At 32.4% G+C, this 12,504-nt stretch carries 13 protein-coding genes; 9 read left to right on the top strand and 4 right to left on the bottom strand.

The genetic code is table 11. The features are described 5' to 3' along the window. The first annotated feature begins 156 nt into the window (after nt 1–156). The 4 genes from MHB47_RS08925 (at nt 157) to ptsP (ending at nt 4,073) form a co-directional block, all read left to right on the top strand. Complete coding sequence (locus tag MHB47_RS08925; RefSeq protein WP_002508017.1) at nt 157–1,326, top strand: class I SAM-dependent rRNA methyltransferase; 1,170 nt, start codon at nt 157–159, stop codon at nt 1,324–1,326. 57 nt (nt 1,327–1,383) lie between these two features. Continuing rightward, nucleotides 1,384–1,926: a hypothetical protein gene (locus MHB47_RS08920; RefSeq protein ID WP_021338646.1), complete on the top strand. Its 543-nt coding sequence runs from the start codon at nt 1,384–1,386 to the stop codon at nt 1,924–1,926. A 163-nt stretch (nt 1,927–2,089) separates the two neighbouring features. After that, complete coding sequence (locus MHB47_RS08915; RefSeq protein ID WP_002508015.1) at nt 2,090–2,356, top strand: phosphocarrier protein HPr; 267 nt, start codon at nt 2,090–2,092, stop codon at nt 2,354–2,356. A gap of 1 nt (nt 2,357) precedes the next feature. Beyond that, nucleotides 2,358–4,073: a phosphoenolpyruvate--protein phosphotransferase gene (gene ptsP, locus MHB47_RS08910; protein ID WP_002508014.1), complete on the top strand. Its 1,716-nt coding sequence runs from the start codon at nt 2,358–2,360 to the stop codon at nt 4,071–4,073. Between the two features lie 213 nt (nt 4,074–4,286). Here the strand turns inward: ptsP and MHB47_RS08905 are convergent, their stop codons facing one another. Further along, nucleotides 4,287–4,517, bottom strand: a complete 231-nt coding sequence (locus MHB47_RS08905) for a glutaredoxin family protein (protein ID WP_002508013.1) — start codon at nt 4,515–4,517, stop codon at nt 4,287–4,289. 202 nt (nt 4,518–4,719) lie between these two features. Here MHB47_RS08905 and MHB47_RS08900 point away from each other — a divergent pair, with 202 nt between their 5' ends. From MHB47_RS08900 to MHB47_RS08890, 3 genes are all read left to right on the top strand, one after another. Beyond that, a complete protein-coding gene (locus MHB47_RS08900) occupies nt 4,720–6,072 on the top strand; it encodes a cytochrome ubiquinol oxidase subunit I (RefSeq protein ID WP_340756229.1) in 1,353 nt (450 codons plus the stop codon). Next, a complete protein-coding gene (locus tag MHB47_RS08895) occupies nt 6,072–7,088 on the top strand; it encodes a cytochrome d ubiquinol oxidase subunit II (RefSeq protein ID WP_340756227.1) in 1,017 nt (338 codons plus the stop codon). The genes MHB47_RS08900 and MHB47_RS08895 overlap by 1 nt, the downstream gene beginning before the upstream one ends. Before the next feature lie 98 nt (nt 7,089–7,186). After that, entirely contained in the window at nt 7,187–7,846 is a 660-nt protein-coding gene (locus MHB47_RS08890; protein WP_002508010.1) for a potassium channel family protein, read from the top strand. Nucleotides 7,847–8,192: 346 nt separating this feature from the next. Here the strand turns inward: MHB47_RS08890 and rnjA are convergent, their stop codons facing one another. Then, a complete protein-coding gene (gene rnjA, locus MHB47_RS08885) occupies nt 8,193–10,049 on the bottom strand; it encodes a ribonuclease J1 (RefSeq protein WP_340756226.1) in 1,857 nt (618 codons plus the stop codon). Next, the gene (locus MHB47_RS08880) at nt 10,049–10,264 is read right to left on the bottom strand and encodes a DNA-dependent RNA polymerase subunit epsilon (RefSeq protein ID WP_002508008.1); all 216 of its coding nucleotides are present in this window, start codon (nt 10,262–10,264) and stop codon (nt 10,049–10,051) included. Before MHB47_RS08880 ends, rnjA begins: the two co-directional genes overlap by 1 nt. Nucleotides 10,265–10,746: 482 nt before the next feature. On the opposite strand from MHB47_RS08880, the gene MHB47_RS08875 reads away from it, so the two are divergent. After that, nucleotides 10,747–11,019 carry a hypothetical protein gene (locus MHB47_RS08875; protein WP_340756225.1) on the top strand — a complete coding sequence of 91 codons (273 nt, stop codon included), beginning with the start codon at nt 10,747–10,749 and terminating at the stop codon, nt 11,017–11,019. Between the two features lie 60 nt (nt 11,020–11,079). On the opposite strand, the gene def is transcribed toward MHB47_RS08875, so the two are convergent. Further along, nucleotides 11,080–11,631, bottom strand: coding sequence for a peptide deformylase (gene def, locus MHB47_RS08870; RefSeq protein WP_340757305.1), 552 nt, complete (start codon nt 11,629–11,631; stop codon nt 11,080–11,082). Between the two features lie 126 nt (nt 11,632–11,757). On the opposite strand from def, the gene MHB47_RS08865 reads away from it, so the two are divergent. After that, on the top strand, nt 11,758–12,384 hold the full coding sequence (locus MHB47_RS08865; RefSeq protein ID WP_340756223.1) for a YkyA family protein: 627 nt from the start codon (nt 11,758–11,760) through the stop codon (nt 12,382–12,384). Nucleotides 12,385–12,504 lie beyond the last annotated feature (120 nt).

The raw sequence follows: 12,504 nt of genomic DNA, 5'->3' as shown, positions 1-12,504 counted from the left end.
TGGTTGGAAGATAGGTTTTTTTATTAAAAAAGATAAATGCTTAGTCAAAACGTTTGAGCTAAATGAATATTAATGATGTTACGATGTACTTGAAATGATAAAATAAGTAAGCGACAGATAAATATAAAAAAATAGTAGAAAGGCTGACATAATTTTATGAAAACTGCCACATTAAATAGAGGTAAAGAAACAAAATATTTAAATGAATATCCATTGGTAAGCGAAGATGATATTTACGCACACGATCACTTACACGAAGGAGATTTATTTCAATTATTAAATGATAAAGACCAGTATATTGCAACAGCATATGTTGGACGTCAGCATAAAGGTATCGGTTGGGTATTGAGTTATTCGCGTGATGAAATTGTTAACACACAATTTTTTGAAAGATTATTTGATATTGCGAAAAAAGAACGTGAATATTTTTATAATGTAGAGGGCACAAATGCATTTAGAGTATTTAACGGAGAAGGTGATGGTGTTGGTGGTCTTACAATCGACAATTACAACGGTCATTACTTAGTTCAATGGTATTCTAAAGGTATTTATAAGTTCCGTTATAATATTTTGAGTGCGCTGAAAGCAATATTTGGTTATACGTCAATTTTTGAAAAGTTACGTTTTAAAGATGCTAATGTAGAAGGTGGCTTCGTTGACGGAGATGCACCGGAATTCCCAATTGTCATCGAAGAAAACTTTACATTTTATAATGTGCATTTAAATGATGGGCCAATGACGGGCATCTTTTTAGATCAAAGAGAAGTAAGAAAGAAATTAAAAGACCAATACGCGCAAGATAAAAATTTATTGAATTTATTCAGTTATACAGGGGCATTCTCAGTTGTAGCTGCAGAAAATGCAGAGATGACAACAAGCGTTGATTTAGCTAACCGTTCTCGAGCGCTTACTGAAAGTAATTTCGGTTTAAATTCTATTGACCCAGCGTCACAATACATTTATGTTATGGATACTTTTAATTTCTATAATTATGCTCGTCGTCATGATTTCTTCTACGATACAATTGTTATCGATCCGCCAAGTTTTGCGAGAAATAAGAAAAAAACATTTTCTGTATTAAAAGACTACGATAAATTAATTGTTGGTGCACTCGATATACTTGGGCCTGAAGGTACATTGCTATTATGTACAAATAATAGTACGTTTTCACTAAAAGCTTTTAAAAATGTAGTTACAGAAACATTAACTAAAGAAGAAGTGGACTTTGAAATCATTGATGTCATGGGCTTGCCAAAAGATTTTAAGACGCATGCACACTATAAACCTTCAAAATATTTAAAAGCGATTTTTGTAAAAATACAGTAAAGTGTGAAAAAACGGGTATTATTCTTAGTGTATAGAATTTACTAAGGAGTGAACATAATGAGTTTTAAAAATAAAATCACGAATAACGTTACACAAAAAGTAGGAAATAAAGTCTTAAATATAGAAGATATAAATAATAAAGGTAGCATACCAACAACACATAGTGAAATTGAAGAACGACGCCAACGTGCAGAGGCTTTAGTAAGAAAAAAATCGATGCTATCATCTGGAGTAAGTGTAGTACCTATTCCTGGTTTAGGCTTCAGTGTAGATATTAAACTTATGAAAGATATCATTGAGGACGTAAATAAGATTTATGGTCTTGATCATAAACAAGTTAATACCATGGGAGATGACATGAAAGAACGTGTGCTAACTACTGCGGCAATTCAAGGCAGCCAATTTATTGGTAAAAAAGTATCAAGTGCTATTCTCAAAGTAGTTATTCGTGATGTAGCGAAACGTACTGCAGCAAAACAAACGAAATGGTTTCCGGTAGTAGGTCAAGCAATCACTGCTTCTATAAGTTATTATTTCATGAAAAAAATAGGTAATGATCATATTCAAAAATGTGAAAAAGTTGCTAAATCACTTGTGTAAAACTACAGCGTTTTCACAAATTGTTAAATAAACGCTGAATATTGTCATGTCATGGGTGCAAGGAATTGAATTTATATATATAATTTGGTAATCTTATTATATAAAACTTTGTTAGGTTTTATAATAAACTAACGATTCTAACTATACGAAGGAGAAATAAATTATGGAACAAAAATCATATGTAATTATCGATGAAACAGGTATTCACGCTCGTCCAGCGACAATGCTTGTTCAAACTGCCTCAAAATTTGATTCAGATATTCAATTAGAATATAACGGTAAAAAAGTTAACTTGAAATCAATCATGGGTGTTATGAGTTTAGGTGTAGGTAAAGATGCTGAAATCACTATCTACGCTGATGGTAGCGACGAAACAGACGCAATCGAAGCAATCACTGAGATTTTATCTAAAGAAGGATTAACTAAATAATATGACTAACTATATAAATGGCATTGCTGCATCTGATGGTGTAGCTATTGCTAAAGCATATTTATTAGTTGAACCAGATCTTTCATATAATAGTGAAAAGATTACAGATATCGACGCTGAAATTGCTAAGTTCAATGACGCCATCGAAACATCTAAAGTTGAGTTAACAAAAATAAGAAATAATGCTGAAAAAAATCTAGGTGCTGATAAAGCAGCGATTTTTGATGCTCATTTATTAGTTTTAGATGATCCAGAGTTAATTCAACCGATTGAAGACAAGATTAAAAATGACCAAGTTAACGCACCAACTGCATTATCTGAAGTAACTGGACAATTCATTACTATATTTGAAAATATGGATAATGAATACATGAAAGAACGTGCTGCTGATATTCGTGACGTTTCTAAACGTGTGTTAGCACATATTTTAGGTGTAGAGTTACCAAATCCTAGTATCATTGATGAAAGCGTTGTTATAATTGGAAACGATTTAACGCCTTCAGATACTGCTCAGTTAAATAAAGAATTCGTGCAAGGCTTTGTAACAAATATTGGTGGAAGAACATCACACTCAGCAATTATGAGCCGTTCTTTAGAAATACCTGCGGTTGTAGGTACAAAATCTATTACTGAAGACGTTAAACAAGGCGATATGATTATTGTTGACGGATTAACAGGCGAAGTAATTATTGATCCTACAGATGATGAAGTAATCGCTTATGAAAATAAACGTGAACGTTTCTTCGAAGATAAAAAGGAATTACAAAAATTGCGCAATGAAGAAACAAAAACAATTGATGGTAAACATGCTGAATTAGCTGCAAACATCGGTACACCTAATGATTTAACAGGTGTTATTGAAAATGGTGCAGAAGGTATTGGTTTATATCGTACGGAATTTTTATATATGGGTAGAGATGAAATGCCTACTGAGGATGAACAATTCGAAGCTTATAAAAAAGTTCTAGAAACGATGGAAGATAAACGTGTTGTTGTACGTACATTAGATATCGGTGGCGATAAAGAGTTACCATATCTAAATTTACCTGAAGAAATGAATCCATTCTTAGGTTATCGTGCGATTCGTTTATGTTTAGACCAACCTGATATTTTCAGACCACAACTTCGTGCATTATTACGTGCATCTGTTTACGGTAAATTAAATATCATGTTCCCAATGGTTGCAACAATCAATGAGTTCCGTGATGCTAAAGCATTATTACTTGAAGAAAAAGAAAACTTAAAACAAGAAGGTACAGATGTTTCTGATGATATTGAATTAGGTATCATGGTTGAAATTCCTTCAACTGCTGCATTAGCAGATGTCTTCGCAAAAGAAGTTGACTTCTTCAGTATTGGAACAAATGATTTAATTCAATATACAATGGCGGCTGACCGCATGTCTGAACGCGTTTCTTACTTGTATCAACCATACAATCCTTCAATTTTACGTTTAGTAAAACAAGTGATCGAAGCATCACATAAAGAAGGTAAATGGACTGGTATGTGTGGCGAAATGGCAGGCGACGAAATCGCTATTCCATTATTATTAGGCTTAGGATTAGATGAATTTTCAATGAGTGCTACATCAGTGCTTAAAGCGCGTCGTCAAATCAAAGGTTTAAGCCAAAATGAAATGGAAGAATTGTCACAAAGAGCAATTAATTGTGCAACTTCTGAAGAAGTACAAGAACTAGTTGAGCAATATGCTAAATAATAATTGAACATTTGAGTTCGAAAAAAGCTGATAGACCATTTATAGTGGGGCTATCAGCTTTTTTATTTTGCTATAAATTCAAAAAAATAGAATTAACGTAATAAGTCATTGCATGTTGTTAAACAGTAACTTTGTAATAACACTAAAAATCATATAGTTTAGAAAGTGAAAGATTTACTAATTCAAATGTAGGATAGCTACATTGCTTGATAATTATTCTATATTTAAAGTGTGGTTGATTTTATCAATGTCAATTTGGTACATTGGCTCATTATTCAACAAGATAAAAGGTGTGGCGAAAGCATCATAGTCTATCATTTCATTTCTATATTGGGAATTCGAGATGTTTTTTTCGCTATATGAGACGCCTTTATCTGACAAATAGTTTTTTATGAAAGTACAAGGTGGGCATTCATTTTGCGTATAAATTATTATTTTATCCATTAAAACTCGTCCTTCCTATTTTAAATTCGATATACTTTAATATAAGAAACTTTTTAAATTATTACAAATCTTTGAATTACATGCAAGTGGTCATTAATTTGTCACTATATTTTGAACGCAACTTATTTCAATACAACGTAAAGCAGTTTATAATGAATGAACGTTGTGATTTTTGTCACAAATAAATAAAAAAGGTGATATTATGGATTCAGTTGAATTAGCCCGTTTTTTAACTGCGATGACACTCGCGGTTCATATCATATTCGCAACGATTGGTGTGGGCGTGCCATTAATGTTTGCTGTTGCTGAATTTTTAGGTATAAAAAGAAATGATCCAAAATATATAACATTAGCCAAAAGATGGTCTAAAGGATATACCATTACGGTAGCTGTTGGTGTTGTGACAGGAACAATTATTGGACTGCAATTATCACTATTATGGCCAACCTTTATGCAAATAGGCGGTCATGTTATTGCATTACCATTATTTATGGAAACATTTGCTTTCTTCTTTGAAGCAATTTTCTTAAGTATTTATTTATATACATGGGATAGATTTAAGAGTAAATGGACTCATTTCCTTATTAGTATTCCTGTCATTATAGGTGGTACATTCTCAGCATTCTTCATTACAGCGGTCAATTCATTTATGAATACACCAGCTGGCTTTGAAATGAAGGATGGGAAAATGGTTAACGTTCAACCTTGGGCAGCAATGTTTAACGAATCATTCTTAATTAGATCATTCCACGTTGTTGCTACAGCACTTATGACGATGGCATTTGTACTTGCTGCAATTGCTGCATTTAAATTATTGAAAAATAAATTCAAAAAAGACACAGAATATCATAAAAAAGCATTGAAACTAACGATGATTCTTGGCGTAGTATTTACTTTAGGTTCTATGTTAGCTGGAGATTTATCAGCTAAGTTTCTACATCAAGAGCAACCAGAAAAACTTGCTGCTTATGAATGGCACTTTGAAACAGAGTCCAATGCAGATTTAATATTCTTTGGTAGTTTAGATGAAGAAACACAAGAAGTATCCGGTGCCATAAAAATACCTGGCATACTCAGTTTCTTGGCTGATAATAATACAGACACAGAAGTAAAAGGATTAAATGAGTTTCCAGAAGAACTGCATCCACCGATGATTGTACACTATTACTTTGATATTATGGTTTCTATGGGTGTATTCTGCTTGATTATATCAGGTGCGTTTATATTAACACTTATATTTAAGAAGTTACGCAAATTCACTTATTCAAAACCAATGTTGTATGGTGCATTGTTAACTGGACCAGCAGCAATGATTGCAATAGAAGCTGGGTGGTTCTTAACTGAACAAGGTCGTCAACCATGGTTGGTTCGTGGCTACCTTAAAGTAGCTGATGCTGCAACTCAAGCAGGTGGTTTAACACTCGTGACAATATTATTCGGTATTTTATATATAATATTAATCGTGACTACCGCATATGTATTAATTCGAATGTTCAGTAATAAACCAGCATATAAAGATGTAGAAGAAAATACACCAGAAAGAGGTGATGAGTAATGATATTTGCTTATATAGGTATTACAGTACTTGGAATATTCTTATTCTCTTATATTATTATCGCCTCTATTGATTTTGGTGCTGGGTTCTTTACTCTTCACGCAAAAGTGACTAAACAAGATAAACAAATTAACCATTTAATAGGTCGTTATTTAAATCCTGTGTGGGAAGTAACAAACGTATTCTTTGTATTCTTTTTCGTTGGCATTGTAGGTTTTTTCCCTGATGCAGCGAAATACTTTGGTACCGTACTACTCGTACCAGCTTCAATTGCATTAATATTACTAACAATTAGAGGTAGTTTTTACGCATTTGAAAATTATGGACCTGATTCAAAACTCATTTGGTTAGCAATGTACGGCTTGTCAGGATTGTTTATTCCAGCTGCGCTTGCTACAACGCTAACAATATCAGAAGGGGGCTTTATTACAGGTTCAGGTGATAATATAGATTTGAACTGGCTTGAATTAGCTTTGAGTCCTTATTCATGGTCTGTCGTATTCTTAGCCGTTATATCAGTGCTATACATTTCTTCAGGCTTCCTTACGTACTATGCTTCAAAAGCTAAAGATAAACCAGCATATGATTTATTAAGATATTGGTTCTTGTTCTGGGGACCGCCGATGATCGCAATTTCATTATTCGTATTTGTATCGTTAAGACTACAAAACGAAGCGCATTTCTTAAGCGCAGTAACTGATTATTGGTGGATGTTCCTACTAAGCTTTATATGCTTTATAGGTGTCATGGTACTTACACTAATAAAAAAATGGCACGGATTTGCATTTATCCTTGTTATACTACAAATGGCATTTGCATTTTTCGGATATGGCGCCAGCAAAATGCCATACATCTTATACCCATATGTTCGTATAGATGAAGGTGTCGTTAATAGTAGCATGGCCATTGCTTTAATTATTGCATTTGTTTTAGGTTTACTTTTACTCATTCCATCGTTAATATTATTATTAAGATTATTTGTTTTCGACAAAGATTATGTTGAAGGAAAAAAATAAATTAATTTTTTAAAATGAGGTAATGATAGTTATTCATTCGCTTGCTTAGGCTGATGAGTAGCTATCTTATCCGTGATTTTTTAAATTGGAGGACGCATATGGACAAAGAGTATGTGGTTATCGGCTTAGGTCGATTCGGTGGTAGTATAGTAAGAGAACTTAATGCATTAGATATGGATGTTATGGCAATTGATATGAATGAAGCACGTGTAAATGAATATAGTGATATTGCCACACATGCTGTCATTGCTGATACAACAGATGAAGCTGTTATGAAAAGTTTAGGCATCAGAAATTTTGATCACGTTATCGTAGCAATAGGTGAGAATATACAATCAAGTACATTAACAACGCTAATTTTAAAAGAGTTAGGCGTTAAGAAAGTAACAGCTAAAGCGCAAAATGATTATCACGCAAAAATTTTGAATAAAATTGGTGCGGATACAGTTGTCCATCCAGAAAGAGATATGGGAAGAAGAATCGCTCACAATGTCGCAAGTGCAAGTGTGTTAGATTATTTAGAACTTGCAGATGAACATTCAATTGTAGAGATTAAAGCGAGCGAAAAAATGGCTGGCCAAACCATTATAGAATTAGATATTCGAGCACAATTCGGGATAAGTATTATTGCTATAAAAAGAGGTAAAGAAATTTTAGTTTCTCCTGACCCTAATATTAGTATTGAGATCGGTGATATATTAATTATGATAGGGCATGATAATGACTTAAATCGTTTTGAGAAAAAAGTAGTTCGATAACAATGTAATATTGAAGAAGTCTCCAAAATTGGAGGCTTCTTTTTATTATTTCGATTATTATATTGGCAGTGGCTGACTGAACTGAAAATGCCCTTTTATCAATCTTTTAAAGAAATAAACAAGTATTCAACTTTAATAAAGATTATTAGTTCAAAACCACATAAAAATACTATTAATTAAACGAGGTGTGTTAATGAATGGTAAAAGGCTTAAAAAGTCCTATGTTAAGCAGTAGAAATTATGGAATTGCTTTTATGTAGTAAAATGTTCAGTTTCTATGAAATAGATTAGTCATAGCAAAACAGTCCACACATTGTTTTGACAATGTGTGGACTGTTTATAAGTCCTATGATTCAGATGATTGATTTGTTTCATCTTTTTTAGGTTTAGGTTTTGGATTGTTATTGTTATTGCTTTTTTTCTTGTTTTGATTGTTAGGTTTTGGATTTTTTGCTGGTGCTTTCGTGTTGTTGTTTTTAGGTTTGTCATTTTTAGAGCTAGGTTTCTTAGCAAATGATTGGTTGTTATCTTCATTTACTTTCATAATGACTGGTAAGATCATTGGTTTACGTGCAGTCTTTTCAAATAGATAAGGCTGTAACGTTTCAATGATTGACGATTTAATTTGATGCCATTGAATCTCTGGATTTTGATTTAATTTTGAAATAACATCCGTTTTGATTCTACGTTGTGCATCATAAATTAATTGTCCAGATTCACGCATGTATACAAAACCACGTGAGATAATATCAGGTCCAGAAAGTAGTTTGTTTGTTTTGAAGTCTATACTTACAACGACAATCACTAAACCTTCTTCTGATAATAGTTTACGATCACGAATAACTACATTACCGATATCACCAATACCACTACCATCAACTAATACATTACCTGATGGTATTCTACCAGCTTTTCTAGCAGAATCATGTGTCAGCGCTAAGACATCACCTATATCAAAAATAAATACATTATCTGGTTCAACGCCACACTCAACACCTGATTGACCATGCGCTTTTAGCATACGGTATTCACCATGGATTGGTAAAAAGAACTTAGGACGTAACAGACGTAACATTAATTGTTGATCGCCTTTAGAACCGTGACCAGAAGTATGAATATTAGATACTTTATTATGAATAACTTCTGCACCGGCACGATAAAGTGAATTTATTGTGCGATTAATACTTTTCGTATTACCTGGAATAGGTGAAGAACTAAATACAACTGTATCTTCAGGGATGATTTTAATTTGTTTATGCGTACCGTTGGCAATTCTAGATAATGCTGCCATTGGTTCACCTTGAGAACCTGTACATAGAATCAATAATTCATGCTTAGGCACAGTATTGATTTTATTTGGTTCAACAAATGTTTCTGGTGGTGCTTTGATATAGCCTAATTCCATACCAATCTTAATGTTGTTTTCCATTGAACGACCAAATGTAACAATTTTACGGTTGTGTTTAATTGCAGCTTCAACTGCTTGTTGAACACGATAGATGTTTGATGCAAATGTGGCGAATATGATTCGTCCATTACAATCATGGAATATCTTTTCAACATTTTGGCCGACTTCACGTTCACTTAAAGTAAAATCTGGTACAAGTGAATTGGTAGAGTCAGAAAGCAAACAAAGTACGCCTTCTTCACCTAATTTTGCCATTTTAGCTATATTTGCTGGTTCGCCAACTGGTGTGAAATCAAATTTGAAGTCACCCGTATGAACAATATTTCCTTCTGGCGTATTAACAATAACACCATATGCTTCTGGAATACTGTGTGTAGTTAAATAGAATGAAACTTCAAAATGTTTAGATTTGATGACACTACTTTCATCAATTTCAATAAGTTTTGCAGTTCTTAATAAATGATGTTCTTCTAATTTATTTCTGATTAAACCTAAAGCTAATGGTCCACCATATATAGGCACATTAATTTGCTTTAATAGGTAGGGCACACCACCTATATGGTCCTCATGTCCGTGAGTGATAAACAGACCAACAATTTTATCTTGGTTCTGCTCTAAATAAGTAATATCAGGAATGACATAGTCAATACCTAATAAATTATCATCAGGGAATTTGATACCTGCATCGATAATAACGATTTCGTCCTGATACTCAACGGCATAAGTATTTTTACCAATTTCGCCTAAGCCACCAAGAGCATAAACCGCAACTTCATTTTTATGAATTTGTTTCATTATTCAGCTTGCTCCACATTGAAGTGATCTGATTGTTTTTCATATTCTAAATGTGCGCCCTCTAATTTAGTAATAAATTCAATGTTAAAATTACGATCTTTTAAATATCTTCTTACTTGTTCTTCTGTTTGTCCTTCAACGTAAATTGTTTGTGTGTGTTCACGTACAATTACTTCTTCTTTGGTTTTTTGAAAAAACACTTTAAATACTGCCATTTTATATATTTCCTCCTAAAATCATGTTTGATTTTTAATTTTTTATATTAAAACCCTAGTAATATAAAAGTTTGAAGTACCCATTGGTTATTTGAAATTAACTGCACTTCTAATTATGCATGGACACTAATACTGTATATAAATAGAACATACTAGTTTTTGCTTAGTATGTTTCTAGGGAGATCTTCAGTTCGTTCGTTTAGAAAACTACAAACACTATGTTTCATATGTTTTCAGTTATTTCTCATTTTACATGATGTAGTAGAATAAATAAAGCAGTTTTATCTTTAGTACCTCTTTTAATAAGTACAAATAATTTCATTTTTATTATAATTAATATTTAATCTGCAAAATCAAATCTTTAGTTATGTAAAAAAGCTGCAAAAAATTATCATAAAACTTGAGTGCACGTTGAAAGTTAATTATGATGAAAGGGAGTTATTATTAATTATAGAAATGATAGATGGGTAAGGGTGATAGAAATGGATCGAGTAAAAAGAATTATAGAAGATGTTAAACGAGAAAAAAATCGACACGATAAAATATTTCAAGATATCACTTTTGAAATCCGTACAGAACAAGTAATCATGTTTTTTAATTATAATGAAATAATTGATACTGTAAATGGTGATCAAAATTACGTCAAACATAATCATGATCCAGAATTTATAGACATTAAAGAATTAAACGACTTAAAGACAGAACTTAAAAAAATAGATATACCATTTACTGAACGTAGAGATGACTTTATGTAAAAAATGCCGTTAGCTAATGAGAAATTCTCAAAGTGCTAACGGCATTTTATTTTTAATAGATTAAACTTCTACTGCATCTTCATGTGGTGTAAGTGGATTATTTGGATTAATATGATCATAAAACATTACACCATTAATATGGTCTATCTCATGTTGAACGACAACAGCTGGATAACCTTTTAAACGTAATTTTACGTCATTACCATCTATATCTGTTGCTTTTACTGTGATTCGATATTTACGGTGAACGAGTCCTGGAATGTTTTCATCTACACTTAGACAACCTTCGCCAGTTGGTAAATATGCTTCTTGAACACTGTGGCTCATGATTTTAGGGTTAACTAATGCTAAATCATAACTTTTGCCTTCACCGTCATCTGGTAAATAAACTGCTATCATTTTTTTTGCAATATTAATTTGTGGAGCAGCAAGGCCCACTCCTGAGCGAAGTCCATACTTATTAGCTGTTTCTTCATCTTGACTATTAATTAGAAATTCGCGCATAGATTTTAAAGTTTCACGATCTTCGTCAGAAAGCGGTATTGTTACATCTTTTGCTTTTTCACGAAGTGTTGGGTGACCATCTCGGATAATATCTTTCATTGTTATCATTTTGTTCATACACCTTCCTTAATATAAAATATACCAAAGTTTAACGCTTAAAATACAGTGATACATTTGATTTCTTATAAAATATTATATAATATAACACACAAATAAAGGAGGATTTCTCAAAAAATGAAATTAAAGTATAGCATCGGTGCGATACTCGCTTCTACAATGTTAGTAGCGGGGTGTACAACAGACAAAGGTGAAATAGAAGATTATAACGAAAAAGTACAAAAAGCATTTGATGAAGAGAAACCTGTGTCTTCAGTAGGGAAGAAGTTAAATAGTCTTGAACAAGACAAGCAAAAATTAGTAGAGAAAATTAATGGTAAAGACCAAGCAAAAGTGAAGGATACTTCGAAAAAAGTCGTGGACAATGTTGAAGAAAGAGAAAAAACATTTAAAAAAGAAGAAGAAGCTATAGATAACTCAGAAAAAGAATTTGAAAAAGCTGAAAAGCATGTCGATAATATAAGTGATGATGATAAGAAAAAAGAAGTGACACAATTGAATCAAGCGCTTAAAGATAAATACAAAGCACATGATGAATATGCCAAAGCATATAAAAACATTTTGAATAAGGAAAAAGATATGTTTGGCTATACTTCAGGTGATCAAGTAAATCAAGAACAAATAGACAAAAAAGCAGAAGCAGTTTCGAAAGCATATAAAAACATGAATAAAGCATTTGAAAAATACTCAGATGCAATGAATAAAGTGAACAAAGAAAAAGAAGATGTAGATAACCTTTCTTAAATTATAAAGCGGTAAATTTGAATTTTAAATTGCTACGTTATAGCATAAGTTATGAGGGCGCTTACAATTTTAAGGGAATTACTTTATAGCGACTTAGTTTTTAAATAGTACAGCGCCATG

It is taken from the genome of Staphylococcus sp. FSL K6-3157 (assembly GCF_038005145.1).
GTDB lineage: Bacteria > Bacillota > Bacilli > Staphylococcales > Staphylococcaceae > Staphylococcus > Staphylococcus equorum.
This window is presented reverse-complemented; position numbering and strand designations above follow the sequence as displayed.

Bases quoted from the DNA above. Each gene is read 5' to 3' on its own strand.
- MHB47_RS08925 (WP_002508017.1), top strand. From the start codon at position 157: ATGAAAACTGCCACATTAAATAGAGGTAAAGAAACAAAATATTTAAAT.
- MHB47_RS08920 (WP_021338646.1), top strand. From the start codon at position 1,384: ATGAGTTTTAAAAATAAAATCACGAATAACGTTACACAAAAAGTAGGA.
- MHB47_RS08915 (WP_002508015.1), top strand. From the start codon at position 2,090: ATGGAACAAAAATCATATGTAATTATCGATGAAACAGGTATTCACGCT.
- ptsP (WP_002508014.1), top strand. From the start codon at position 2,358: ATGACTAACTATATAAATGGCATTGCTGCATCTGATGGTGTAGCTATT.
- MHB47_RS08905 (WP_002508013.1), bottom strand. From the start codon at position 4,517: ATGGATAAAATAATAATTTATACGCAAAATGAATGCCCACCTTGTACT.
- MHB47_RS08900 (WP_340756229.1), top strand. From the start codon at position 4,720: ATGGATTCAGTTGAATTAGCCCGTTTTTTAACTGCGATGACACTCGCG.
- MHB47_RS08895 (WP_340756227.1), top strand. From the start codon at position 6,072: ATGATATTTGCTTATATAGGTATTACAGTACTTGGAATATTCTTATTC.
- MHB47_RS08890 (WP_002508010.1), top strand. From the start codon at position 7,187: ATGGACAAAGAGTATGTGGTTATCGGCTTAGGTCGATTCGGTGGTAGT.
- rnjA (WP_340756226.1), bottom strand. From the start codon at position 10,049: ATGAAACAAATTCATAAAAATGAAGTTGCGGTTTATGCTCTTGGTGGC.
- MHB47_RS08880 (WP_002508008.1), bottom strand. From the start codon at position 10,264: ATGGCAGTATTTAAAGTGTTTTTTCAAAAAACCAAAGAAGAAGTAATT.
- MHB47_RS08875 (WP_340756225.1), top strand. From the start codon at position 10,747: ATGGATCGAGTAAAAAGAATTATAGAAGATGTTAAACGAGAAAAAAAT.
- def (WP_340757305.1), bottom strand. From the start codon at position 11,631: ATGATAACAATGAAAGATATTATCCGAGATGGTCACCCAACACTTCGT.
- MHB47_RS08865 (WP_340756223.1), top strand. From the start codon at position 11,758: ATGAAATTAAAGTATAGCATCGGTGCGATACTCGCTTCTACAATGTTA.